The following is a 25,924-nucleotide window of genomic DNA, read 5'->3' on the forward strand; positions in this document are numbered from 1 at the left end:
TAGCCTGTAAACCATGTCCCCGGTTAGAAATGTAAACGATGTCCCCGGTTTGTACCGGGGCAAGCCCGCTCACTACAGGTCAGCGGAGCCTACAAAGGCGGCTCGCATATAACGGCAAAACACCCCGCCGTCCGCCTCTTAAAATCCCTCCCCCGGTCAGCCCTTTCTGAATCTGCTCCATCCCGCCGTTTAGCCCTGTGCCGCCATTGACGCCTCCTGTCCAACCCTCTTATCTAGCGCCCAGAGGATTGGATCCTATCCCGGCTATTCACTGAATCGTTCCTTTCGGCACCCTGCGCGCAACCGCGCGATCGGTGCTGGAACGATTGCTGCTGGCTGCATCAAGGAGATTACTTATGACGCGCACTGCAACCCCGGCCATGCTCACCGCTCCGACCCTGCCCCAGGCGCAACGGCATGGCATCAACGCCCTCGCCGCCGCCCAATTGCAGGTGGACATCGCGCCCTACCCCGGGATGGAGGAAGGCGACCTGATCGAATTGTTCTGGAACAACTGCTTTACCGCCTCACGGCGCATCACCGCCTGCAAGGTGGGTACGCCGACACACCTGCGTGTTCCGGAAAGCTTTGTGCTGGATGGCCAGGCCCAGGTTCATTACCAAGTCATGCAAGTCGGCTACGGCCCGGCACGCTCCGCGATCACCCATGTACGGGTCAAGACCAACTACCCGGGCGGCCTGCCTTCGGCGCTGTTCAGCGACGAGAACCAAAACCTCGCCCCCGTCGGGCTGCCCGATACCATCCGCCGCTACGGCGTCAACCCAAGCCAGGTCCGGCGTGGCATCCCGCTGACCATCGAGCCTTACCTGAACATGGCCTGCGGCGACGCCATTACCCTGCGCTGGGGCGACGTACGGATGGACCTGCCGAAAATCCAGGCCAAAGGCATCGGCCTGGCGGTGCAAGTCTGGGTGCCTTCAACCGTGATTGTCGAAGCGGGTGATGACAGCCGACTGGAGGTGACCTACTGCATTCTCGATCGCGTCGGCAATAATTCACGCTGGGCCCCGAGCCGCACCTTGAACATTGCCGCCTGTGCCGCACCGGCGCCGGCCCGCCCGGCCAGGGCTGCGACGATCTATCAACCGCGTCACCCCGGCTCACCCTGCGAGCCTGGGTGACAGCCCTTCTATGCATATTCCTAAAAGTTAGTTTATTTAAAAAATAAAGGCGCTTAGGGTATATGCACCGGACCACCGGACATCTCTGATTTTTCTGTTTTTATTTCATTGAATGCGAGGTCGGTATGGTCAGAATTACCCCGGTGCATAACGCCAGGGCATTACGTGCAGCCAAGGAGCGGCGCTGATGTCTAATTTGGCTCTAACACCCCTCCAGAGTGATCTGGACGTAGCCCCACTGTTGTTGCCGGCCACCGTGCTGCGCAGCGACGCCCAGGCGCTGGAGGCAGCCCACGAGTTGGCCGAGGCCGCACGCCTGCAGGCCGCCAAGCGCGACCGGCAGCGCCAGTTGCCATGGGCGCAGATCGAACAGTTCACCCGCAGTGGGCTGGGCAGTATTTCCATTCCCCGCGAATACGGCGGCCCGCAGGTGTCATTCGTGACCCTGGCCGAGGTGTTCGCGATCATCAGCGCGGCGGACCCGGCCCTCGGGCAGATCCCGCAAAACCACTTCGGCATCCTGTATCTGTTGCAGGGCACCGCCACCGAGCGCCAGAAGAAGCAGCTGTTCCAAAGCGTGCTCGACGGATGGCGCATCGGTAATGGCGGCCCGGAACGTGGCACCCGAAACACCCTGGAACTCAAGGCGCGCATCACCGCCGAGGGCGAGGGTTACGTCATCAGCGGCCAAAAGTTCTATTCCACCGGCGCATTGTTTGCCCATTGGGTCGCGATCAAAGCCCTGAACGAAGACGGCAAACAGGTCATGGCATTCGTGCGCCGTGGTACCGAAGGGCTGCGTATCGTTGATGATTGGTCGGGCTTCGGCCAACGCACCACCGCCAGCGGCACTGTGCTGCTGGACCGGGTGCCGGTGGACGCAGAGCTGGTGGTCGACAACTGGCGCATCGGCGAGAAGCCGAATATCCAGGGCGCTGTTTCACAGTTGATCCAGGCCGCCATCGACGCCGGCATCGCCCGAGGGGCACTCGACGACACCCTGGCTTTTGTGCGCGAACGCTCACGCCCGTGGATCGATGCCAAGGTCGCGCGCGCCAGCGATGACCTGTACGTGATCGCCGATATCGGCAAGCTGAAAATCGAACTGCACGCCGCCGAAGCGCTGCTGCGCAAGGCCGGCAAGGTGCTGGATGAAGTGAGTGCCGCGCCGATCACCGCGCAATCGGCTGCCCGGGCTTCGATTGCCGTGGCCGAGGCGAAAGTGCTGACCACCGAAGTGTCGCTGCTGGTCAGCGAAAAACTCTTCGAACTGGCCGGCAGCCGCGCCACCCTCGCCGAATTCAACCTCGATCGCCACTGGCGCAATGCCCGGGTGCACACCCTGCATGACCCGGTGCGCTGGAAATATCACGCGATCGGCGCCTATCGATTGAACGGCACCTTGCCTGCTCGTCACTCCTGGATTTGACCGACCAGAACACTTTTTCCACGAGCTTCTGGAGAACACACATGACTGTCTCTACAAACGTCGCGGTTATCACCAGCGATGAACAAGCCCTTATTGTCGCCAGCGACCTGGCCGAAGACTTTCGCCGCGACAGCGCCCAGCGCGACCGTGAACGCCGCCTGCCCTTGCCCGAACTGGACGTGTTTTCCCGCTCCGGCCTGTGGGGCATCAGCGTACCCAAGGCCTATGGCGGCGCGGGTGTGTCCAACGTCACCCTGGCCAAGGTCATCGCGCTGATAGCCCAGGCGGACGCGTCACTGGGCCAGATTCCGCAGAACCATTTCTATGCGCTGGAAGTGCTGCGTGTGAACGGCAGCCCGGCCCAGCAAAAACGCCTGTACGCCGAGGTGCTGGCGGGCCGGCGGTTTGGCAACGCCCTGGCGGAGTTGGGCACCAAGACCGCGCATGACCGCGTGACGAGCCTCACCCGCGACGGTGAAGGCTTTCGCATCAACGGACGCAAGTTCTACTCGACCGGCGCGATCTACGCCCAGCGCATTCCCACCTCGGTAGTGGATGAACACGGCGTACAGCAACTGGCATTTGTCCCCCGCGACAGCGAAGGCCTGAGCGTGATTGATGACTGGAGCGGCTTCGGCCAGCGCACCACCGGCAGCGGTTCGGTGGTATTCGATAACGTGTGGGTCGCGGCGCAAGATGTGGTCGCGTTCCAGAGCGCCTTCGAACGCCCGACCACCGTCGGCCCGCTCGCGCAGATCCTGCATGCGGCCATCGACACCGGCATCGCCCGCGCCGCCTTCGAAGATGCGTTGCACTTTGTGCGCACCAAGACCCGGCCGTGGATCGATTCCGGCAACGACAAGGCCAGCGAAGACCCGCTGACCCTGAAAAGTTTCGGCCACCTGAGCACCCGCCTGCACGCCGCCGAGGCCCTGCTGGAGCGCTCGGGTGAGTTTCTCGACCGCGCCCAGGCCGACAGCAATGCCCAGACCGTTGCCGCCGCCTCCATCGCCGTCGCCGAAGTGCGGGCCTTGAGCACCGAGATTTCCCTGGCCGCCGGCAGCACGCTGTTCGAACTGGCCGGCAGCCAGGCCACACTGGCCGAGCATGGCCTCGACCGGCACTGGCGCAACGCCCGGGTGCACACCCTGCACGACCCGGTGCGCTGGAAGTATCACGCGGTGGGCAATTACTACCTCAATGAGCAAAACCCGCCATTGCGGGGGACGATCTGATGCCCGCGCCTGAAACAGTGAAAAAGAAAATCCTGCTCAATGCCTTCAACATGAACTGCATCGGGCATATCAACCACGGCCTGTGGACGCATCCACGGGACAACTCGACCCAGTACAAAACCCTCGAGTACTGGACCGAACTGGCCAAGACCCTGGAGCGCGGCCTGTTCGACGGCTTGTTCATCGCCGACATCGTCGGCGTGTACGACGTCTACCAGAACTCCATCGATGTGCCGCTCAAAGAGTCGATTCAGCTACCGGTCAACGACCCTCTGTTGCTGGTGTCGGCCATGGCCGCCGTGACGAACCATCTCGGCTTCGGCCTGACGGCTAACCTGACCTACGAGCCGCCGTACCTGTTCGCCCGACGCATGTCCACCCTCGACCACCTGAGCCGGGGCCGGGTGGGCTGGAACATCGTCACCGGCTACCTCGACAGCGCCGCCAAGGCCATGGGCCTCACCGAGCAGGCCGAGCATGACCGGCGCTACGACCAGGCCGACGAATACCTGGAGGTGCTCTACAAGCTCTGGGAAGGCAGTTGGGAAGATGACGCCGTGCTTAACGATCCGCAGGCGCGGGTGTATGCGCAGCCGGGCAAGGTGCACAAGGTCGAGCACCACGGCGAGTTTTATCAGGTCGAGGGTTATCACTTGTGCGAACCCTCGCCGCAGCGCACGCCGGTGCTGTTCCAGGCCGGCAGCTCCGAGCGTGGTTTGCTGTTCGCCGGGCGTCACGCCGAGTGTGTGTTCATCAGCGGGCAGAACAAGCCGGCGACCAAGGCCCAGGTGGACAAGGTGCGCGCCAGCGCGGTCGAGGCCGGGCGCAACCCGGATGACATCAAGGTTTTCATGGGCCTCAACGTGATCGTTGGCGCCACCGAAGCGCAGGCCTGGGCCAAGCACGCCGAATACCTGAGCTACGCCAGCGCGGAAGCCGGCGTGGCGCATTTCTCGGCGTCCACCGCGATTGATTTTGCCCAATACGAACTCGACGAACCGATCCAGTACGTGAAGAGCAATGCCATCCAGTCGGCGACCAAGAACCTGCAGAACAACGATTGGACACGGCGCAGATTGCTCGAGCAACACGCCCTGGGTGGCCGCTACATCACCCTGGTCGGCTCGCCGGAACAGGTCGCCGATGAACTGGAGTCCTGGATCAGCGAAACCGGGCTGGATGGCTTCAACCTGACGCGGATTGTGACGCCGGAAAGCTATGTGGATTTCATTGATCTGGTGGTGCCGGAGCTGCAAAGGCGTGGGTCCTACAAAACCGCGTACGAGACTGGAACGCTAAGAGAAAAGGTGTTCCACGGCACGCCACGCTTACCCGAACAACACACAGGATCCACCTACCGACGTTGATCAGAAATGTGGGAGGGGGCTTGCCCCCGATAGCGGTGTGTCAGCCACCAGATTTATCAACCGAGCGACCGCAATCGGGAGCAAGCCCCCTCCCACACTGAGTCTCCATGGTTTGCACCCATACCTTATGACTGGAAACATCTTATGAAAAAAACACTGCTCACCCACCCAGTCAAAGCACTGGCCCTGGCCTTCGGCCTGTTCAGCGCGACGGTGTTCGCCGCCGATGCACCGCTGAAAATCGGCACCACCGCGGCCTTCGCGATTCCCCTCGAGGCCGCCGTGGCCGAAGCCGGCAAGCAGGGGCTGAAAGTCGAACTGGTCGAGTTCACCGATTGGATCGCGCCCAACGTCAGCCTGGCTGCCGGTGATATCGACGTGAATTACTTCCAGCACATCCCGTTCCTGGAAAATGCCAAGGCCGCCGCCGGTTTTGACCTGGTGCCCTATGCGCCGGGCATCATCAACAATGTCGGCCTGTACTCGAAAAAGTACAAACGCTTCGATGACCTGCCCCAGGGCGCCAGCGTGGCCATCGCCAACGACCCGATCAACAGCGGGCGGGGCCTGCAGTTGCTGGCCAAGGCCGGGTTGATCACCCTCAAGCCGGGCGTGGGCTACAAGGCCACCGAAGAAGACATCATCGCCAACCCGAAAAAGATCAAGATCCTGCAAGTGGAAGCCGTGCAACTGGTGCGCGCCTATGACGATGCCGATCTGGTGCAGGGCTACCCGGCGTATATCCGCCTGTCCAAGACCTTCGATGCTGAATCGGCCTTGCTGTTCGACGGCCTCGACCACCCGGAATACGTGATCCAGTTTGTGATCCAGCCGAAAAGCAAAACCGATCCACGGGTGATCAAATTCGTCGATATCTACCAACATTCGCCGGTCGTGCGCGCCGCCCTGGATAAATCCCTCGGCAAGCTCTACCAAGTCGGCTGGGAAGGCTGAAGATGACCGCCGCCAACCGCCAGCTGCGCGACCTGGGCACACCGCCCAGGGATGCCAGCCAGACCGTACTGCACCCCGACCTGAACCGCGCCCATGTGCGTTTTATCAACCTGGGCAAAACCTATGACGGCAGCGTGCATGCCCTGCAAGGTATCGACCTGGCCATCCAGCGCGGCGAAGTGTTCGGCATCATCGGCCGCAGCGGCGCCGGTAAATCTTCGTTGATCCGCACCATCAACCGCCTGGAGCAACCCAGCAGCGGGCGCGTGCTGATCGATCAGGTGGACATCGGCGGGTACGACGAGGACCAACTGGTGGCGCTGCGTCGGCGCATCGGCATGATCTTCCAGCACTTCAATTTGATGTCGGCCAAGACCGTCTGGCAGAACGTCGAGTTGCCGCTCAAGGTGGCCGGCATCCCCAAGCCGCAGCGTGAGCAAAAGGTCCGCGAGCTGCTGGAACTGGTGGGCCTCAAGGACAAACACCACAGCTACCCGGCGCAACTGTCCGGAGGGCAAAAACAGCGCGTGGGCATCGCCCGTTCATTGGTGCACGACCCCGAGATTCTGCTGTGCGACGAAGCCACCTCGGCCCTCGACCCGGAGACCACCCAATCGATTCTCGGCCTGCTGCGCGAGATCAACCAGCGCCTGGGCCTGACCATTGTGTTGATCACCCATGAGATGGCGGTGATCCGCGAGATCTGCGACCGCGTGGTCGTGCTGGAACACGGGCGCATCGTCGAACAAGGCCCGGTGTGGCAAGTGTTCGGCAACCCGCAGCACGAGGTCAGCAAAACCCTGTTGGAGCCGCTGCAACACGGGCTGCCGCAAGAACTGCAGGATCGTTTGCAAGCCACCCAGGCCTCGGCTGACGCTGCACTGGTGTTGCGCTTGCAGTTCACCGGCAGCGCCCACGATGAACCCGACCTGGCCGCGCTGTTTGGCGCTCTCGGCGGGCGTGTGCGCTTGCTGCAAGGCGGCGTGGAACGTATTCAAGGGCATGCCCTGGGGCAACTGCTGCTGGCGGTGAGTGGCTCGCCCCACAACGCTGCGGAGCTGCGCCAGCGTGCCGGGAATTGGGCGCAACAGGTGGAGGTGCTGGGTTATGTGGTTTGATCGTTTGTTGCAGGGCGCCATCGACACCTTGTTGATGGTGGGTGTGTCATCGTTGATCGCCTTGCTGGTGGGGATTCCGCTGGCGGTATTCCTGGTCACCAGCGACAAGGGCGGAATCTACCAGGCACCGGCGTTGAACCGCGTGCTGGGCGCGTTCGTCAATCTGTTCCGCTCTATTCCGTTCTTGATTCTGATGGTGGCGTTGATCCCGTTCACCCGGCTGATTGTCGGCACCACCTATGGCGTGTGGGCGGCCGTGGTGCCACTGACCATCGCCGCCACGCCGTTCTTTGCGCGCATCGCCGAGGTGAGCCTGCGCGAGGTCGACCACGGCTTGATCGAAGCCGCCCAGGCCATGGGCTGCCGGCGCTGGCACATCATCTGGCACGTGCTGTTGCCCGAGGCACTGCCGGGGATTGTCGGCGGGTTCACCATCACCCTGGTGACCATGATCAACTCGTCGGCCATGGCCGGGGCAATTGGCGCGGGAGGCTTGGGGGATATTGCGTACCGCTATGGCTATCAGCGCTTTGACACGCAGATCATGCTGACGGTGATCGTGTTGCTGGTGGTGTTGGTGGCAGTGATCCAGTTGGGTGGAGATCGCCTGGCGCGGGTACTCAACAAACGGTGAGGTATAGTCGGCGTATCCCAGCATTCGGTATTGCCTGTCATGATCCTCAAGCCCGACGACCTCGACCAGATCACCTCCACCACACTCGGCCACTACAACAAGGTGGCCGAAGACTTCCGCGAAGGCACCCGCGATCACGATGTGAGCCAGAACATCGATGCCTTGCTGCGGCATCTCCAGGGCACGGCGCCGTTTACCGTGCTGGATTTCGGCTGCGGGCCGGGGCGGGATCTGCAGACCTTCACGCGCTTGGGCCATATCGCCGTAGGGCTCGATGGCTCCGAGCGGTTTGCGCAGATGGCGCGGCAAGACAGCGGCTGTGAGGTATTGCAGCAGGACTTCCTCAAGCTGGATCTGCCCGCCGAACGCTTCGATGGGGTCTTTGCCAATGCCGTGCTGTTCCATATTCCCAAGCAGGAACTGCCTCGTGTGCTCAAGCAACTGCATGCCGCGCTGAAGCCGGCGGGCGTGCTGTTCAGCTCCAACCCTCGGGGTGAAAACCAGGAGGGCTGGAATGGGCCACGGTATGGGTCTTATCACGATCTGGAGGCATGGCGAGCGTTGCTGACGGCGGCGGGCTTTGTGGAGCTGGAGCATTACTACCGGCCGACGGGGTTGCCTCGGGAGCAGCAGCCTTGGTTGGCGAGTGTGTGGCGCAAGCGATAGATTTTTGTTGCCGGATCTGACGCTATCGGGAGCAAGCCCCCTCCCACATTTAGATTTGTGAACACAGCCAAGTGTGGGAGGGGGCTTGCTCCCGATGGCCTCACAGGCGGCCCTGATCCACCTGATACACCACCGGTTTTTCGCCCGCCACCAGCGCCGTCACACTGCGCCCCGCATACCCGTGCTTTTCCTCGGCGGCAAAGTTGGCCACCAACCGTGTCCCATCCGCAAAGGTGGTCTGCTGCACCTGCCGGTCCGCCGTCAGCCAGCGGAAATCCGTCAGGGCCTGAGTCGCCAGGCGCTGATGCAATGGCCGAAAAAACCGATCCTGACGCACCATCACCGGCAACCGCTGTTTAACCGTCGAGGCGCTCAGGTGATACAGCGGCGGCACGTTGTAGAGCAGTTGGGTGAGCTCGTTCTCAGCCCTGACATTGCTCAGTTTCAGGCTGTCGAACAGCCAGTGATGGGTGGTGATCACCGAGCCGTGGAATACCGCCTGATACAACGGCAGGCGCATGCTAGGCGCGAAATATACGCTGCGCAACGGCTCGTTGAGCGGCACCGGCTTGAAGAACACGGTCGGTTCCTCCGACGGATACCAGTTGCCCACGTAATAGGGCGACTGTTTGTCCTGGGTCATCTGGCGGTCCCCCCAACCGATCACCGGCGTCTGCATGCCGTGGGCGAACAGGATCCCCTGTGCGGTAATGGCATTGCCGTCTTCGGAGCCGGCAGGCAGTTTGAGCACCGTGTTGAGCCAGCGCGAGGCGTCGATATTGCCTTCGGCATTTTGCGCCTGGGTCATCGTGGCGCCATCGCGGTAGCTGTCGAAGACCATGCTGGTGGCATAGGCGTCGAGGAACCAGGCATTGAACCCGGCCTTGGCCTGGATGGCCTTTACTCGGGCTTCCAGCAAAGGCCGTACGCAGCGCGGGTCGGTGTAGTGGCCGGATTGCTGGAAGCCGGTTTTCAGTTTGCCGCTTTTCAACACAATCGCGCAGTCGCGGTAGGCCTTGTTGCCCAAATGGGCGGTGGTCCAGTCCGGGTTTTCCGTGGCTGACAAGGCGGTTTCATAGGAGTCGTACGGCGCCATCAGGTAACCGGCGTCGACGCCGGCACGCATCGTTTCAGGATGCCAGAGCCCGCCTTCCCAGCCTTCGCCGAGGGTCAGCAACACGCGTTGCAGCCCGGCGTCGCGCAGCGTCCGGACCGTCTGGTTGCCCCAGGTTTCAGGGTGGTCGCGCAAGGCGCCGGCAAACGCCACGGCCAGCTCGTTGCGCAGCTCGCCATAGCGGCCGGCGAGTCGGGTCATATCGGGTGCATCCACCTGCCAGCTCTGCCGGGCTTTTCTGTTGATTGCCGCATTGAGGCCGCGCAACAGCACGGTTTGCTCATAGCGATTCAATGCCGTGGTTTGCGCCAGCACCTGGGTGGATTCCTTGTCCAACAAACCCTTGAGCTCATGAGCGCGCAGGCGCTTGAGCAACAGCGGCCAGTCGCGCACATCCTGCGCGGCCAACAGGTCGTTGCCCCACAGGTAGACATGGCTGGCGCCCAGCAGCTTTTGCGCCTCGGGCGTGTGCCGCAGTTTGTCCGCCAACGGCTCATAGCGCCCCTGCTCCACCAGCCATTGGCGGTAGCGCTTGGCACCGGCCAGGGGGTCGGCGTCGCCCAGGTGCAATAACAGGGTCATCGGTGCCGAGGGCTCGAGCGCAGTGAATTCATGGGCCAGGGACAATGCCATGCCCTGCTGCCATTGCAGGCGGTTGTTATAGGGGTTGGTCAGCAGCCAGTTCAAGGTGAAGCCGCCGTGATCCGTGCCCCACAGCGGCAAGCTCAAGTCCTGGGTGGTATTGATCTCACCCTGTTGCAGCAGGAAAGCACTCCATACGGGATCAACGGCGGGTACGTAGTGCCCTTCAGCCAATGGCCACATCAAGCCCTTGCCGAGGGCACTGGACGGTTGTTGAAGGATCGGCAAGGTACCGGCGTCACGTGCCCGGATGGACAGCGCCAGGTCGCGTTGTTCGAGCGTGACGCTCACCTGAAAGGCGCCCGCATCCCACTGCCAACTGGCTTGCTGGCCATTGTGTGAAAGTTGACTGACGGCGTGGGCGGCCACGCCGCTGGAGGCCTGCACCGGCGGCTGGCCGCTGGGTGTGACGCGGATGGCCAGGGTGGCCGGGTCGAGTTCGACCCGCCACAGGGAATTTTCCAATACCGTGCCGGCAAAGGCGACGGGTGCCAGCAACAGGGTGCACATCAACAGCACGTGGCGCAGGGCATGACTCATGTTCAGTTCTGTTCTGGTTTGGGCTCCCGGATCTTGTACCAAGCCACATACAACGCAGGCAAAAACAAAAGTGTTAACAATGTTGCGATGATGATCCCGCCGATCATCGCGTAGGCCATCGGCCCCCAGAACACTTCACGCGCAATCGGGATCATGCCCAGGCTCGCCGCCGCCGCCGTGAGCAAGATCGGCCGGCGCCGATGTTCGGTGGCTTCCACCACCGCATCCCACGGCGTATAGCCCGCCAGTTCATATTCGTCGATCTGGGTCACCAGAATCACCGAGTTGCGGATGATGATGCCGATCAGCGCCAGGATCCCGAGGATCGCCACGAACCCCATGGGCGTACCCGTAGGAATCAACGCCAGCACCACGCCGATCAACCCCAGCGGCGCGACACTGGCCACCAGGAACATCTTCTGCACGCTGTGCAGCTGGATCATCAGGAAAGTCGCCATCAGGAACAGCATCAGCGGCACCACCTTGGCGATCGGGCCTTGGGCCTTGCCGCTTTCTTCCACGGTGCCGCCTGTGGCGACCTTGTAGCCCACCGGCAACCCGGCGCTGAATTTCTCGATGGTCGGCGCCAACTGTTTGACCAGGTCGGTGGGTTGTATCTCATCGCGCACCGAAGCCTTGACGGTAATGGTCGGTTTGCGGTCGCGGCGCCATACCAGCGGCTGCTCCAGCTCATAGCGCACGGTGGCGAACGCCAGCAGCGGAATCGAGGTGCCGTTGGGTGTGACAATCTGCAGGTTCTGCAGGGTTTCCGGCGTGCCACGCTCGGCATCTTCGGCGCGGCCGACCACGTTAATCAGGTAGATATCATCGTGCACCTGGGTCACCGAGGCGCCGCTGACCACGCTGTTCATCAACTGCGCCACGTCTTCCGACGACAGCCCGAGTTGCCGCGCCTTGTCCTGGGCGATGTCCACGCGCAACACTTTGCCCGGCTCGTTCCAGTCGTAGATGATCTCGCCCAGGTGGCTGTTCTGGTCGAGCAAAGTGGCCAGTTCGATAGCGTGCTTGCGCACCTGGTCGGTGTCTTTGCCGGACACGCGATACTGAATCGGCCGCCCTACCGGCGGGCCCATTTCCAGCGGCTGCACATAGCTGCCGATGCCGACGAAGTCATCGCGCAGACGCTTTTGCAGGCGCGCAATCAAGGCGCCACGCTCTTCCAGGCCTTTGCTCACGATCACCAACTGCGCGTAGTAGGGGTTTTCCAGTTGCTGGTCGAGGGGCAGGTAGAAACGAATCGCGCCCTGGCCGATATAGGTGCTCCAGCGTTGGATGTCCGGGTCATCCTTGATGATCGCTTCAAGGCGGTCGACGGCCTTGCGGGTCTCATTGATCGAGGCGTTCTGCGGCAGGTTGAGGTCGACGAGAATTTCCGGGCGGTCCGACGACGGAAAGAACTGGTTCTGCACAAACTGCATCGAGAACACCGCCGCCACGAACAGCGCCACCGTGATACCGATCGCCCACCAGCGGTTGCGCATGGCCCACAACATGCCGCCATTGAAAGCGCGGCCGATCCGTCCTGGCTCGGCGTTGTGCGGCTTCACATTGGCACTGAGGATATGCACGCCGATAACCGGCGCAAACAGCACCGCCACCACCCATGACACCAGCATGGCCACGGCAATTACCGCGAACAGGGTAAAGGTGTACTCGCCCGCCGAACTGGCGTTGAGGCCAATCGGCACGAAGCCTGCGACGGTCACCAGCGTGCCCGTGAGCATCGGGAACGCGGTGGAGGTGTAGGCGTAGGTGGCCGCCTGCTCCTTGGTTTCACCTTTTTCAAGACGCGTGATCATCATTTCCACGGTGATCATCGCATCGTCCACCAACAGCCCGAGCGCGATGATCAAGGCACCCAACGACACCCGTTGCATGGTGATACCGCTGTATTCCATAAACACGAACACCAGCGCCAGCACTAAAGGGATCGAGCACGCCACCACCAGCCCGGCGCGCATGCCGAGGCTGATAAAACTCACCACCAGGACGATGACCACCGCCTCGAACAGCGCACTGGTGAAACCGCCCACGGCCTCCTCCACCACTTCGGCCTGATCGGAGACCTTATGCACGCCGACGCCCACCGGCAGGTCCGCAGTCAGCTCATCCATGCGTTCATGCAACGCCTTGCCGAAGGACTGGATGTTGCCACCCTTCTGCATGGCAATCGCCAAGCCGATGGCCGGCTTGCCATTGAACCGGAACATCGGCCGCGCCGGGTCGACGTAGCCACGGCTGATGTCGGCGATATCCGCCAGGCGATAGAAGCGGTCATTGAGCCGCAGGTTGACGTTGGCCAGATCTTTTTCCGAGGCGAACTGCCCCGAAGTGCGCACGGAGATCCGCTCCGGCCCGGCCTCGATCACCCCGGCAGGCGTCACCGCGTTCTGTGATTGCAGGCTTTGCACCACTTGGCGTTGGTCGATACCCAGCGCCGCGAGTTTGCGCGTGGAGAAGTTCAGGTAGATCACTTCGTCCTGCTGGCCGATCATCTCGACCTTGCCCAGGCCCGGCACCGAACGAATCTCGGCACGCACCTGTTCGACGTAGTCGCGCAACTGGCGCATCGACAGGCCGTCGCCGGTAAAGGCATACACCGAACCGAATACATCGCCGAACTCATCGTTGAACGATGGGCCTTGCAACCCCTGGGGGAAGGTGCCGCGAATGTCGTCGATCTTCTTGCGCACCTGATACCAGATCTCGGGGATGGCGTTGGCGCTGGTAGTGTCCTTGAGGAACACGAACACCGTGGACTCACCCGGGCGCGTGTAGCTTTTCACATAGTCGAGAGAATCGAGTTCTTCGAGCTTCTTCTCAATGCGGTCGGTGACCTGCTTGAGCGTTTCTTCCTGGGTCGCCCCCGGCCAACGGGTCTGGATCACCATGGTCTTGATGGTGAACGAGGGGTCTTCCTCGCGGCCCAGGTTCATGTACGAGAACACGCCCATCAGCAGTGCGACGAACATCAGGTACCAGACGAAGGACTGATGCTTGAGGGCCCAGTCGGATAAGTTGAAGCTCCCTTTCATCGCGGGCTGTCCTCATCGATTTTGACTTTCTGCCCGGGTTTCAGGCTGTTCACGCCAGCGGTGACAATGCGTTCGCCGGGTGTGACCCCGCCATTGAGCAAGGCGCTGTCGGCGTCAAGGCTGAGCACCGTGACGTCACGCGGCTGCACCGTCTGGCTCTGGGTGTCGAGCAGCCAGAGGCGGGTCTTGCCGTCGACCTCCTGCAAGGCACTCAGCGGCACTTCGATACGCGGCGCAATGGCGGTGCTCAAGGTCACGCTGATTGCCGTACCGAGGCGAAACGCGGGCGGGGTCTCGGCCAATGTCAGGCGCGCACGCCGGGTGCGCGTGGCGCTTTGGGCCTGAGGTTCGATCTCACGCACAGTGGCGGTGGTCTGTACGCTGGGGTCAAGCTGCCCGGCAACCACGAACACCCCATCGGCGGGCAGCCGCTCGGCAAGGCCGGCAGGCAGATCGATCACGGCTTCCTTGATATCCGGACGGGCCAGGGTCACCACTTGCTGGCCGGCACTCACCACCTGGCCGGCTTCGGCATTCCAGGCGGTGACAATACCGGCATGATCGGTGCGCAGCTCAGCATAGTTGAGCTGATCCTTGGCCTGGTTGACCGACGCGCGCGCCTGGTCGAGGGACGCCTGGGTGGTTTTCAGGTCGGTCTGGGCCGCGTCGAGCTGGGCCTGGGCGCCCACCCCACGATTGAACAACTCTTGCTGGCGACGTGCGTTGGCCTGCGCGTTGATGAACTGCGCCTGCACCCGAGCCAGGTCACCCTGGGCCGCACGCAGTTGGTTTTGTTGATCGGTGGGGTCGAGCACGGCAAGCAGAGCGCCCTGCTCCACCTCGGCGCCCACATCCACCGCACGCCGTGCGATACGCCCGGGCACACGGAACCCCAGGTTGCTCTCATAGCGAGCCTGGATGGTGCCGGCAAAGCGGCCGAGGTTTTCCTGGTCCTCGGCCTTCACTTGCATGGACAGCACCGGGCGTACAGGCTCGGGCGGCGCCTCCTCCTTGGAGCAGGCCGCCAGCAACAGGCCGGCGGCGAGTAATGCCGTCAGGCGCTTCATGGCTGGGCTCCTTGCTGGGCGATCTCGACCAGCATGCCGGGGTGCAGCAATTGCCCACCGGCTACCACGACTTTTTCGCCGCCTTTGAGGCCGTCGCCGATGATCACTTTGCCGGTGAGGTAACGCGCCACGCTGACTTTATGCAGTTGCGCCTTGCCGTCAGCGTCGATCAGCCAAACAGCAGGTTCGTTGAGGTCTTTGGTCAACGCCGACCACGGCAATTCGATGCTGGCCTTGGCCGGGCCATTGGCGGTGGCGCTCACCACCGAGCCCAACTCCATGCCCTTGGGCAGGTTCTGCAGGGCAATCTTGACCTGGACGGTGCCGGTATTCGCGGCCACGGCCGGGGTCACTTCACGCACCTTGCCCACGGCCTTGATGCTGGGGTTATCCAACAGGCTGACGGTGATCGGAGCCTCCGGCGGCGGTTCCACCAGCAGGGATTCGTAAACGTTGAACACGGCGTCGCGCTCGCCGTCCCGGGCCAGGCTGAAGATCGGTACGGTGGCCTGCACCACTTGGCCGACTTCGGCCTGGCGCGCGGTGATCACGCCAGGGGCGTCGGCGACCAACGCGGTGTAGCCGAGTTGTTCGCGGGCATTGGCCAATTGAGCCTGGGCCGCGGTCAGCGCGCTTTGGCTGCTGCGCAGCGCGGCCTGGGCGGCGTCGTATTCACTGCGGCTGGTATAGCCCTTGGGCAGCAGCTTTTCCTGACGCACAAAGGCGGCGGCCGTCTGCTTGACCCGGGCCTGCTCCGCCACGACCTGGGCCTGGGCGGAGTCGACGTTGGTCTGCAAGTCCTTGGGGTCGAGCTTGGCCAGCACTTGCCTGGCGCTCACGCGGTCACCCACATCCACCATCCGCTGGATGATCTTGCCCCCCACGCGAAAGGACAGGTCGGTTTGCACCCGGGCCTGGATATCGCCGGTGAGCGTGACGGCTGCGGCAAAATCCGCCGGCTGCACGGTCTGCACGAAGACCCTGGAATGTTGCTTGGGTTCGGCCTTTTCCTCGCCACAGCCGCTCAATAGCGTCAGTAGGCCCAAGCCGATGATACAGGTGGAAATACGACCGCCCATGCAGGCTCCTTTTGCGTGATGCCGACTTGCCAGTGTGTATGCGACTGTGAGCTTAGTTGAGGGTTCCTTATCTGCATGGAGGCTCCCATACTCCAATGGTTCCCCTACCGGTTACTGACCCATGCTGAAAACCCTCGCCGTCGCCAATTACCGTTCGATCAATAAATTGGTGGTGCCCCTGGACCGGCTCAACCTGGTCACCGGCCCCAATGGCAGCGGCAAGTCCAACCTGTACCGCGCCCTGCGCCTGCTGGCGGAAACCGCCCAGGGCGGGGTGATCAACGCACTGGCCCGCGAGGGCGGGTTGGACTCGACGTTCTGGGCCGGGCCGGAAAACATCAGCCGGCGCATGCGCAACGGCGAGGTGCCAATTGAATCCACCGTGCGCCAAGGCGTGAAGCGCTTGCGCCTGGGCTTTGCCGGGGAGGACTTCAGTTACGCCATCTCGCTGGGGCTGCCTGAGCCGACAACGTCGTTATTTTCCCTCGACCCGCAGGTCAAGAAGGAATGCATCTGGGCCGGCCCTCTCTATCGCCCGGCCAGCCTGCTGGTGCAGCGTTCCGGCCCCATGGTGCGCGCGCGGGACGGCCGCTCCTGGGACGTACTGGCCCAACATACGCCCAACTACCACAGCCTGTTCGATCAGGTCGGCAGCCTGCGTGGCTCGCCGGAGGTGCTGTTGCTGCGCGAGAGCATTCGTGGCTGGCGCTTCTATGATCACTTTCGCAGCGACGTGGACGCCCCCGTGCGCCAACCGCAATTAGGCACCCGCACGCCCGTGCTGCACCACGATGGTCGGGACTTGGCGGCGGCCTTGCAGACCATCCGCGAAATTGGCGACCCCGAGGCGTTGCAGCGTGCTGTCAGCGATGCCTTCCCCGGTGCACGCTTGAATATCCAGCCGTTGCAGGGCGGGCGCTTTGCCATCGAGTTTTATCAGGAAGGGTTGCTGCGGCCGTTGTCGGCGGCGGAGCTGTCGGACGGGACCTTGCGTTACCTGCTGCTGATCGCGGCGCTGCTGACGCCACGGCCGCCGACCATGATGGTGCTCAACGAACCGGAAACCAGCCTGCACCCGGATTTGTTGCCGGCATTGGCCCGCTTGATCATCCAGGCGTCCCGGCAGTGTCAGGTGTGGGTGGTGTCCCATGCCAGCCGCTTGATTGCAGCGCTGCAGCAGGATGAGGGGTGCAACTCGATTGTGCTGGAGAAGGTGTTGGGGGAGACCCAGATCGTCGGGCAGGGAATTCTGGATGCCCCGGCCTGGCATTGGCCGGAGTAGGTATATCCCCTGTAGGAGCGAGCTTGTCGTGGCGAGGGAGCTTGCTCCCGCTGGGCTGCGAAGCGGCCCCAAACCGTGCGATCGATATGTGTCAGATACACTTCGTCAACCGGTCTGGGAGTGCTTCGCACTCCAGCGGGAGCAAGCTCCCTCGCCACACAAGCTCGCTCCTACAGGGGTAAGGCTATCAGCCCTGCCACTTCCCGCCTTCGACAATCACGCTCTCAGGCGAGGTGTCATCGCTCAGTTCCTTACGCACATACTGGTCATACAGCTTGAGCAAAAACTTCTCTTCGCCCAGCTTCGCCAACTCGGCATTCACCCAATCGCGCAGTTCGGTATTGCCCTTCTTCACCGCCGGTGCAATCGGCGCTTCGTCACCGAGTTTTTCTTGCAGCACACGATAGCCAGGGTTCTGCTTGGCCCAGCTGAACAACACCAGATTGTCCTGGGCATACGCATCGCCCCGGCCGGCCGACAGCGCTTGCAGCGACTCGGAGTTTTTCTCGAACTTGAGCAGTTTCCAGTCCGGATGGTTCTTGGTCAGCCAGATATCGGCGGTGGTGCCGGTGGTCACGATGGTGGTGCGGGTCGCCAGGTCATCCAGGTTCTTCACCGCGCTGTCATTGGGCACCAGGGCCTGTACCGCGACTTTCAGGTTGGGGTTGGTAAAGTCCACGGCTTCCTTGCGTTCCGGGGTGACGGTCATGTTGGCGAGGATCAGGTCGACCTTGTCGCTTTGCAGGAACGGAATACGGCTGGCCGGCTCGACGGCAACGAACTCGACCTTGTTCTCATCGCCCAGCAGGTCCTTGGCAAATTGACGGCCGATGTCGGTATCGAAGCCGACGTAGCGACCCGCCTCATTCACAAAGCCGAACGGCGGCTTGTCGGTAAATACGCCAACAATCAGCTTGTCGCGCGCTTTGATTTTGTCGATGTAGCTCGCGGCGGCGGCCGCAGGTTTGGCAGGCTCTTCGGCCTTTTTATCGCAGCCGGCCAGCAACGCGACGGCAAACAGTGGCAGCAGTAACTTTTTCATATCAGCTCCAGTTCCTTGGTCTTTTTGGGCAGTGTTGAAACAAAGGAGAACTTCTCCAGGAACTGCTGCGCGCGTGCGGTTTGCGGGTTCGTAAAGAATTCTTCGGGGGTGTTGTGTTCGAGGATGCGACCGGCCTCCATGAACACCACGCGGTCGGCGACGGCGCGGGCGAAGGCCATTTCGTGGGTGACGATCAGCAAGGTCATGCCATCGCGGGCCAGGTCCTGGATCACCTCCAGCACCTCCTTGACCATTTCCGGGTCGAGGGCTGCGGTGACCTCATCAAAGAGCATGACCTGAGGGTTCATGCACAACGAACGCACGATGGCGATGCGTTGCTGCTGGCCGCCGGAGAGCTGGCGCGGGAAGGCATCCCGCTTGTCGGCAAGGCCCACGCGTTGCAGTAGTTTTTCCGCCTGTTCGCGAGCTTCACGGGGGTCGCGTTTTTGTACTTTCAATGGGCCGAGCAGGATGTTGTCGAGCACGCTCATATGCGGGAACAGGTGGTAGCTCTGGAACACCATGCCGATGTCCTGGCGTACCTGGCGCCAGTCCGTGGACTTATCCAACAGCTCCCTGCCGGCAAAACGCAGGCTGCCGCTATGCGCAACTTCCAGCCCGTTGAGGCAGCGCAGCAAGGTGCTCTTGCCGCAGCCGCTGGGGCCGAGGATCACCACCACTTCGCTGCTTTGCACGCAGAGGTCGATGCCCTTGAGCACCTGCGTCTCGCCAAAGTATTTGTTGAAACCCTGGAACTCGATCAATGCGCTCATGCTTGGGCCCAGCGCCGTTCCAGCCGCTTGGAGGCGGCCGACAACGGGTAGCAGATAAAGAAAAAAAACAGAAACAGCACGCCGTAGATCAATACCGACTCATAGGTGCGTTCAATGATTTGCTGGCCGACCTTGATCACATCCACGACACCGATCAGCACGGCCAGGGAGCTGGTCTTGATGATCCGCGTGTAGACGTTGATGGTCGGCGGCGTCATGCGCTTGAGGGCCTGGGGCAGCAGCACGTAGCCGTACAGTTGGGGCGTGGACAGGCCAATCGACAAGCCCGCTTCGCGCTGGCCCCGGGGCAACGAATGCAACGCGCCGCGCACCACTTCGCCCACTTCACTGGCGCCCCACAGCGACAGCACCAACACCGCACACCAGAAGCTCGGAATGCTCAGGCCAAAGAAAATCGGCAGGCCGAAAAACAGCAGGTACAGCCACACCAGCACCGGAATCGCCCGGAACAGCTCCAGGTAAACCCGCAGCACCCGGTTGAGCGCCCGGTTGTTCAGCATGCGCAACACGCCATACACCACGCCGCCGACGGTGCTGAAGGCGATGCTCAACAAAGATATCGACAGGGTTTGCGCAGCGCCCTTGCCCAGTTGCGGCAACGACACCCACAACAACTCAAGACCCGAACTGGCCATGCTGGAGCCTCCTTTCCAGGCGGCTGAGCAGCAACGACAGCGGCAAGAACAGCAACACGCAAATCAGCGTCAGCACGGCAAGCATTTCGTAGGTCTTGTAGTAGAGCGCGATGTAGCTCTTGGTCGTGTAGAGAATCTCCGGCACCGCCACGGCGGACACCACCGTGGTCTCCTTGAGCAGGAAAATGAAATTGGCGAACAACGCCGGCAGGCTGAGAATGCCGGCCTGAGGCAGGATCACATGGCGCAACAGCTGCCAGTCGGACAGGCCGATGGACTTGCCCGACTCGATCTGCGCCAGTGGCACCGCTTCTACACCGGCGCGCAGCACTTCAGTGAGGTAGGCGCCGCCGAGGAACGTCATGGTGATGATCGCTGCCCAGAACCCGGAGATATTGAAACCCAGGGCCGGCAAGGCGAAGTACACGAAGAACAGTTGGATCAGCAGCGGCGTGTTACGCGCCAGCTCCACATAGAGCGCCACCAGGCGCGACAAATACGGCGTGCGAAACACCAGTAGCGCTGCGTTGACCAGCGCCACCAGCAGTGAGGTGGCGATGGCGATCAGGCCCACTTGCAGCGTCACCCCAACGGCGCGGAGAAACGCCGGCAAGGTGCTGAGGATAAATGCGAAATCGAAGGTCATCGTGAGTCCGTGACGCCGCAGGGTAAGGCGGCGAGTGCAATCCATATCGACGTGGGTAACGTCGGGTAGCACAAACTTTAAAGGTATAAAAAATAAAATTTAAATACCAAAATAGCATATTGATATCACCCAAAAAGATAACCCTCGAACTCGCGAGTTTGGCCAGTGGCAACTATGGTTTTGGGGTCGAAAGATTCGAGGGATCGAACAATGAATGAAGCGAAACCGATGGATCCGCAGGAGCTGGTGAAGTGGTTGGTGGCGTTGCGCCGCGCGATCAACAGCCGCGCTCTCTAAAACACTGAAGAGTCACAGTGAGAGGCAGAAACAAATTGTGGGAGGGGGCTTGCTCCCGATAGCGGTGAATCAGCCAATAAATCTGGTGACTGACACACTGCTATCGGGAGCAAGCCCCCTCCCATAGTGACAGCGTTAAGCCTTAACTGACTGGCATTAAGGCTTGCCCCCTCCCACAATTCAAACCTTGAAAGGGCTCTGGCTTACATCAGAACGCAGGCACGACCGCGCCGTTGTACTTCTTCTCGATGAAGGCTTTGACTTCAGGGCTGGTCAGGGCCTTGGACAGTTTCTGGATAGCATCGCTGTCCTTGTTGTCCGGGCGAGCCACCAGGAAGTTCACATATGGCGACTTGGCGTCTTCGATGATCAGCGCGTCCTTGGCTGGGTTCAGGCCAGCTTCCAGGGCGTAGTTGGTGTTGATCAGGTCCAGGTCAACCTGATCCAGCACGCGTGGCAACAGCGCCGATTCCAGTTCTTTGAATTTCAGGTGCTTGGGGTTGCTGGCGATGTCTTTCGGCGTGGCCAGGGCGTTGCTTGGGTCTTTCAGGGTGATCACACCGGCCTTCTGCAGCAGCAACAGGGCACGGCCGCTGTTGGAGCCTTCGTTTGGAATGGCAACGGTGGCACCATCTTTGAGCTCGGAAATGTTCTTGATCTTCTTGGAGTAGCCGCCGAAAGGTTCGACGTGCACACCGACCACGGTGACCAGGTTGGTGCCCTTGCCCTTGTTGAAGTTTTCCAGGTACGGCAGGGTCTGGAAGTAGTTGGCGTCCAGACGCTTCTCGGCCACCTGCACGTTTGGCTGCACGTAGTCGGTGAAGACTTTGATGTCCAGGTCCACACCTTCCTTGGCCAGGGTCGGCTTGACCAGCTCAAGGATCTCGGCGTGCGGGATCGGGGTCGCGGCGACCACCAGCTTCTCGTTGGCCTGGGCCAGGCTTGCAGTCAGGGCAGCCGCCAGTGCGGTAAACAACAGAACCTTTTTCATGCAGTGTCCTTATCGAAATTCCGGGGCGTCTCTGACGACCGTTTTTATGTGGTGTGCCAGCGAAGTGCTATCGCGGCGTGGAAGGGACAATACCTAGATTTTTTATTCCCGAACAATATCTTTTATTCACGTTGATATTCCATTTTGTTCATGTAGCCATTTGCGCAAGGTTTCCTGCTCCGCCGGCGTGGCAGTGCTGAACAGGCGCTGCACCTGTTCCAGCGGTGAGCCGGCCACCGGCAGGTTCAAATGCTCGGGCAAAATCTCATCGCCACTGCTGACCAGCAGCGCAAAATGGATCACGTTTTCCAGTTCACGGGTATTGCCCGGCCAACTGTGGCGCTCCAGCACACGCTGGGCGGCGTCGCTGATCAGCGGCACCGGAAGGTCCAGGCGCTGACTGTAGATGCCGAGGAAATATTCGGCCAGGGACAGGATATCGCCGACGCGTTCGCGCAAGGCCGGCAGCTCGAGTTGGCCCTCGCTCAGGTAATGGAACAGGCGCTCATGGAACTTGCCGGCCGCCACCGCCTGGGCCAGGTCGATGCTCGTCGCGGCCACCAGGCGCACATCCACCGGGCTTGGCTGATGGGCGCCGACGCGGGTGACCTCATGGTTTTCCAGGGCGGCGAGCAGTTTCACCTGGATCGGCAGGGGCAAGTCACCGATCTCGTCCAGGTACAACGTGCCGCCATTGGCCGAGCCAAACCACCCAGCACGGCTACTGGCCGCGCCACTGTGGCTGCCGGCGGCGTATCCGAACAACTCGGCATCGGCATAGGTGGGGCTGATCGCACCGCAATTGACTGACACGAACAGCCCGGTGCGGTCACTGCCACGGTGAATCTGCCGCGCCAGCAGCTCTTTACCTGTACCGGTCTCGCCGCGAATCAACACGGGCAGGGCCAGCGGCGCGAGGTTTTCCAGGTCTTCGCGCAGTTGCCGCGAACGCGGGTCGACAAACACCAACGCCTTGGCACGGATGCTCAGTGGGCTTTTTTCAGAATCGGGGAAGGTCAGCAATGGCTGGCCGTAGGTTTCATGACTCATGGCAGGCTCCCGCCCCCAATCCGCTCAAGGGACGGGGCGTTGAAAAAATATCAGGCAGTGCGCCGGGCGTGATGTTCGAGACGGCTTTGCAAGCGATAAAGGTAGGCGAAACCCTGCTCCCATCGCTGGTGGCCGGACTTCACATTGATATGACCGGCCCCTGACAAAATGCCGGCTTCGGCGCCCCAATGGCGCGCAAGCTCCAAGGCTCTCGCAGCGCTGACGGCGCTGTCGTTGTCGGAGCTGACCACTTGGCTGGGAAACGGCAGCAAGTCGGTGGGGATGGGTGCAAAGTTGCGCAGGGCGGGGGCACAGGCCGGGCGCTCGACATCGGCCGGAGCCACGAGCAAGGCGCCGCGCACCTGACGCAAAAACGCCAGCGGTGCCGTGGCCGCCCAATGCGCGACCGTGATGCAGCCCAGGCTGTGGGCGATGAGAATCACCGGCGTACTGTCGGCGGCAATCGCCTCGGCCAGCGCAGCCACCCAGTCTTCGCGACGGGGAGTCAGCCAATCGGCCTGCTCCACGCGCGTACTGTTGGGCAGGCTGTTCTGCCAATGGCTCTGCCAATGATCTTCTGGCGATCCTTGCCAGCCCGGCACGATCAGGTAACGAATCAACTCGCTGTGCATGGGTGTGCCCTCCTGCAGCGTCTAACGTTGCTGAGCAGTATAAGGACAGGGTTTATATTCGTTAAGGAATAAGAAGCTATTTATTAATAACCAAAATCACATAACCACTCAATATCAAAAGTGGGAGGGGGCTTGCTCCCGATAGCGATCTGTCAGCCACCAATTTATTGGCTGAACCACTGCCATCGGGAGCAAGCCCCCTCCCACCCTGACCGTTTTCCAAACTGAGATTTTGGTGATGTGTGAATTTCAGGCAAAAAAAAGGCCGCACCCTGCCAAGGAAACGGCCAAAAAATCGTCGAGGCTTTGCAACTAACGAGCGGTTATCACCGACAGCTTGGTAATCCCCGCGCGCTCGATAGACGCCATGGCTCGCGCCACTTCGCCGTAGTTCACACCATCATCAGCCTGCAGTTGCACCCGCACATCGGGGTCCTTGGCCTTGGCCGCCTGCAAGTTGAACTCCAGCAGGTCCGGCTGGATTTCGTCCTTGTTGATAAACAGTTTGCCGGCACCGTCGATGCTCACCACCAGCGGATCTTTTTGCTCCACCGGCGCCACGGCCTGGGTCTTGGGCAGGTTGATCGGAATCGCGTTGGTCAACAGCGGCGCAGTGACGATAAACACCACCAGCAGCACCAGCATCACGTCCACCAACGGTGTGACGTTGATCTCGCTCAGCACCTCATCGCTGTCTTGCGTGGAGAAGGCCATCTCAGGACGCCTCCTTCACTTTCTGCGGGTTGCCGGCCGCGCTCTTGGTCAGCGAGGGGTGGAGCAGCACGCGGAAGGAATGCTTCTGCGCCAGGCTGTAGAAGTCGTGGGCAAAATCATCCAGATCGGCCGCCGTCAGCTTCAGGCGGCGCAGGAAATAGTTGTAGACCAACACCGCCGGCACGGCCACGGCAATCCCCACGCCCGTAGCGACCAGCGCCGCACCAATCGGGCCAGCCACGGTTTCCAGGCTGGCGGAGCCGGCAGCACTGATGCCCTTGAGCGCCTCCATGATCCCCCACACGGTGCCGAACAGGCCGATGAACGGCGAGGTGCTGCCAATGCTCGCGACCACGGCCAGGCCGGTTTCCAGTGAGCGACGCTCACGCACGATCTGCTGGCGCAGGGCACGTTCGAGGCGGTCCTGATGGTTGATGGCCTGGCTCAAATCCGCTGCATGGGCAGAATCACCCACCTGGATCGCCGCATAACCGGCCTGGGCTACCCGGGCCGCCGCGCCCGGCTGGGTTTCAGCCAGCTCCGCGGCGGAATCGAGACTGGAGGCCGCCCAGAACCGCTGATGGAACTTGCGGTCCTGAGCCTTGAGGCGACCGAATTGCACGCCCTTCAACAACGCCAGCCCCCAGGTGGCGACCGAAAAGGCCACCAACAGCCAGATCACCGCGCTTTCGATGGATTCAAGTGGAGATGCCAATGCCATGATGTTTTCCCTCAGTACAGGTTGCGGCGCGCACGACACACCGCAGCGCAATAGTTAGTGAATCTTGAAATCGATCGGTACGCTGACCCAACCGTCCTGGGCGACATCGCCCTGTTTGGCCGGTACAAAACTCCAGCGCTTTACAGCAGCCAGTGCGGCATCATCGAGTTGCTGGCGGCCGCTGCTTTTCTGCACCTGGATCTCGCCCGGCTTGCCGCTGGCCAAGACGTGTACCCGCAGCAGTACCGTGCCTTCCCAACCACGACGCTGGGCCAATGACGGGTATTCGGGCGCCGGGTTCTTCAAGTAAGCGGCATTGGCCGAAGCCGGCGTGACCGGTGCTGGCGCTGCGACGGGCGCTGCCGGAGCGGGCGGCGCAGGCACAGGTGGCGCGGGCGGCTGCTCGACCGCCTTCGGGGCCGGCTCAGGTTTCGGCTTGGGCTTGGGCTGCGGCTTGGGCACAGGTTTCGGGATTGGCTTTGGCGGCGCAGGCTTGGCTGCCAACTCATCCACCACCGGTGGCGGCGGCTCAACCACGGGCGGCGGTGGAGGCGGCGGCACAGGCGGTGGCGGCTCGACCACCGGCGGTGCCGGCTGGGAAAACTCGATGGTCATCGGTGGTATTTCCGGCGGCACAATCGGCAGCACCGGCGTGGGTTTCTGGCTCACCCAGTAAATCAACGCGCCATGCAAGGCCAACACCAGCAGCCCCAGCACAAATCCTTCGCGGCGACTCGAAAAACGCTTGGGAGCCTTCTGCAGCCGCAGTTGCCCCAATGGCGCGCGGTGCGGCCGGCCAAGGTCGACCAACTCACCACCCGGTGCCTGGCGCCATTGCGCCTCGTGTGCACTGGCGGCGGTCTGGACATTGCCCATGGATTCACTCCCTACGGTTTTCACACAAAAAAACCGACAGGCCTGCCGAAGCGGCCGTCGAGGGCTGAATCATCGGGGCTGGACGCTTATCTCTTAAAGTAATCTTTATAGTTATAGATAGATTAAAAACGCATAACAGGTGCCTTCTCTTCCGCCCAGGCCACGCCCGCCGTGGCCTGGACCGAAGGCTTTGTTTTTCAA

Annotated in this window: 23 protein-coding genes; 9 read left to right on the top strand and 14 right to left on the bottom strand. The window is 61.8% G+C overall.

All coding sequences use genetic code 11. From position 1 onward, the window contains the following. The first annotated feature begins 356 nt into the window (after positions 1–356). From ACQRBV_RS07885 to ACQRBV_RS07920, 8 genes are all read left to right on the top strand, one after another. Positions 357–1,142, top strand: a complete 786-nt coding sequence (locus ACQRBV_RS07885; protein ID WP_060754682.1) for a hypothetical protein — start codon at positions 357–359, stop codon at positions 1,140–1,142. 187 nt (positions 1,143–1,329) lie between these two features. Beyond that, complete coding sequence (locus ACQRBV_RS07890; protein WP_411985834.1) at positions 1,330–2,571, top strand: SfnB family sulfur acquisition oxidoreductase; 1,242 nt, start codon at positions 1,330–1,332, stop codon at positions 2,569–2,571. A gap of 41 nt (positions 2,572–2,612) precedes the next feature. Beyond that, positions 2,613–3,806, top strand: coding sequence for an SfnB family sulfur acquisition oxidoreductase (locus tag ACQRBV_RS07895; RefSeq protein WP_411985835.1), 1,194 nt, complete (start codon positions 2,613–2,615; stop codon positions 3,804–3,806). Further along, a complete protein-coding gene (locus ACQRBV_RS07900) occupies positions 3,806–5,173 on the top strand; it encodes an LLM class flavin-dependent oxidoreductase (protein ID WP_411985836.1) in 1,368 nt (455 codons plus the stop codon). Before ACQRBV_RS07895 ends, ACQRBV_RS07900 begins: the two co-directional genes overlap by 1 nt. Before the next feature lie 144 nt (positions 5,174–5,317). Next, positions 5,318–6,127 (top strand): MetQ/NlpA family ABC transporter substrate-binding protein, encoded by an 810-nt coding sequence (locus tag ACQRBV_RS07905; protein WP_090367531.1) that lies wholly within the window; start codon positions 5,318–5,320, stop codon positions 6,125–6,127. Positions 6,128–6,129: 2 nt separating this feature from the next. Continuing rightward, on the top strand, positions 6,130–7,245 hold the full coding sequence (locus tag ACQRBV_RS07910) for a methionine ABC transporter ATP-binding protein (RefSeq protein WP_161547660.1): 1,116 nt from the start codon (positions 6,130–6,132) through the stop codon (positions 7,243–7,245). Next, positions 7,235–7,879, top strand: coding sequence for a methionine ABC transporter permease (locus tag ACQRBV_RS07915; protein ID WP_056858169.1), 645 nt, complete (start codon positions 7,235–7,237; stop codon positions 7,877–7,879). Before ACQRBV_RS07910 ends, ACQRBV_RS07915 begins: the two co-directional genes overlap by 11 nt. 39 nt (positions 7,880–7,918) lie before the next feature. Continuing rightward, positions 7,919–8,545: a class I SAM-dependent methyltransferase gene (locus tag ACQRBV_RS07920; RefSeq protein WP_060754688.1), complete on the top strand. Its 627-nt coding sequence runs from the start codon at positions 7,919–7,921 to the stop codon at positions 8,543–8,545. A 100-nt stretch (positions 8,546–8,645) separates the two neighbouring features. Here ACQRBV_RS07920 and ACQRBV_RS07925 read toward each other — a convergent pair whose 3' ends face one another. From ACQRBV_RS07925 to ACQRBV_RS07940, 4 genes are read right to left on the bottom strand one after another with little or no spacing between them, the layout of a single operon-like run. After that, a complete protein-coding gene (locus tag ACQRBV_RS07925; protein WP_411985837.1) occupies positions 8,646–10,841 on the bottom strand; it encodes a glycoside hydrolase in 2,196 nt (731 codons plus the stop codon). Between the two features lie 2 nt (positions 10,842–10,843). Then, positions 10,844–13,897, bottom strand: a complete 3,054-nt coding sequence (locus ACQRBV_RS07930; protein WP_411985838.1) for an efflux RND transporter permease subunit — start codon at positions 13,895–13,897, stop codon at positions 10,844–10,846. Then, positions 13,894–14,964, bottom strand: a complete 1,071-nt coding sequence (locus tag ACQRBV_RS07935; RefSeq protein ID WP_411985839.1) for an efflux RND transporter periplasmic adaptor subunit — start codon at positions 14,962–14,964, stop codon at positions 13,894–13,896. The genes ACQRBV_RS07930 and ACQRBV_RS07935 overlap by 4 nt, the downstream gene beginning before the upstream one ends. Then, positions 14,961–16,043 (bottom strand): efflux RND transporter periplasmic adaptor subunit, encoded by a 1,083-nt coding sequence (locus ACQRBV_RS07940; RefSeq protein WP_060754692.1) that lies wholly within the window; start codon positions 16,041–16,043, stop codon positions 14,961–14,963. Before ACQRBV_RS07940 ends, ACQRBV_RS07935 begins: the two co-directional genes overlap by 4 nt. Before the next feature lie 121 nt (positions 16,044–16,164). Between ACQRBV_RS07940 and ACQRBV_RS07945 the strand changes: the two genes are divergently transcribed. Next, positions 16,165–17,325, top strand: coding sequence for an AAA family ATPase (locus ACQRBV_RS07945; RefSeq protein ID WP_244384651.1), 1,161 nt, complete (start codon positions 16,165–16,167; stop codon positions 17,323–17,325). Between the two features lie 187 nt (positions 17,326–17,512). Here the strand turns inward: ACQRBV_RS07945 and ACQRBV_RS07950 are convergent, their stop codons facing one another. The 10 genes from ACQRBV_RS07950 to ACQRBV_RS07995 form a co-directional block, all read right to left on the bottom strand. Next, a complete protein-coding gene (locus ACQRBV_RS07950; protein ID WP_411985840.1) occupies positions 17,513–18,367 on the bottom strand; it encodes a transporter substrate-binding domain-containing protein in 855 nt (284 codons plus the stop codon). Continuing rightward, positions 18,364–19,140, bottom strand: coding sequence for an amino acid ABC transporter ATP-binding protein (locus tag ACQRBV_RS07955; RefSeq protein ID WP_411985841.1), 777 nt, complete (start codon positions 19,138–19,140; stop codon positions 18,364–18,366). Before ACQRBV_RS07955 ends, ACQRBV_RS07950 begins: the two co-directional genes overlap by 4 nt. Beyond that, positions 19,137–19,796, bottom strand: coding sequence for an amino acid ABC transporter permease (locus ACQRBV_RS07960; protein ID WP_060755563.1), 660 nt, complete (start codon positions 19,794–19,796; stop codon positions 19,137–19,139). Before ACQRBV_RS07960 ends, ACQRBV_RS07955 begins: the two co-directional genes overlap by 4 nt. Beyond that, positions 19,777–20,442 carry an amino acid ABC transporter permease gene (locus ACQRBV_RS07965; RefSeq protein WP_060755562.1) on the bottom strand — a complete coding sequence of 222 codons (666 nt, stop codon included), beginning with the start codon at positions 20,440–20,442 and terminating at the stop codon, positions 19,777–19,779. Before ACQRBV_RS07965 ends, ACQRBV_RS07960 begins: the two co-directional genes overlap by 20 nt. 505 nt (positions 20,443–20,947) lie before the next feature. Next, complete coding sequence (locus tag ACQRBV_RS07970; RefSeq protein WP_060755561.1) at positions 20,948–21,730, bottom strand: MetQ/NlpA family ABC transporter substrate-binding protein; 783 nt, start codon at positions 21,728–21,730, stop codon at positions 20,948–20,950. A gap of 126 nt (positions 21,731–21,856) precedes the next feature. Further along, complete coding sequence (locus tag ACQRBV_RS07975) at positions 21,857–22,780, bottom strand: sigma 54-interacting transcriptional regulator (protein ID WP_060755560.1); 924 nt, start codon at positions 22,778–22,780, stop codon at positions 21,857–21,859. 50 nt (positions 22,781–22,830) lie between these two features. Further along, positions 22,831–23,412 (bottom strand): alpha/beta hydrolase, encoded by a 582-nt coding sequence (locus ACQRBV_RS07980; protein ID WP_060755559.1) that lies wholly within the window; start codon positions 23,410–23,412, stop codon positions 22,831–22,833. A 312-nt stretch (positions 23,413–23,724) separates the two neighbouring features. Continuing rightward, entirely contained in the window at positions 23,725–24,126 is a 402-nt protein-coding gene (locus ACQRBV_RS07985; RefSeq protein ID WP_060755558.1) for an ExbD/TolR family protein, read from the bottom strand. A 1-nt stretch (position 24,127) separates the two neighbouring features. Further along, the gene (locus ACQRBV_RS07990; protein ID WP_090372279.1) at positions 24,128–24,850 is read right to left on the bottom strand and encodes a MotA/TolQ/ExbB proton channel family protein; all 723 of its coding nucleotides are present in this window, start codon (positions 24,848–24,850) and stop codon (positions 24,128–24,130) included. A gap of 51 nt (positions 24,851–24,901) precedes the next feature. Next, entirely contained in the window at positions 24,902–25,723 is an 822-nt protein-coding gene (locus ACQRBV_RS07995) for an energy transducer TonB (RefSeq protein WP_411985842.1), read from the bottom strand. Positions 25,724–25,924: the final 201 nt, after the last annotated feature.

This window comes from Pseudomonas sp. R11F (assembly GCF_050312575.1).
Classification (GTDB): Bacteria; Pseudomonadota; Gammaproteobacteria; order Pseudomonadales; family Pseudomonadaceae; genus Aquipseudomonas; species Aquipseudomonas palleroniana.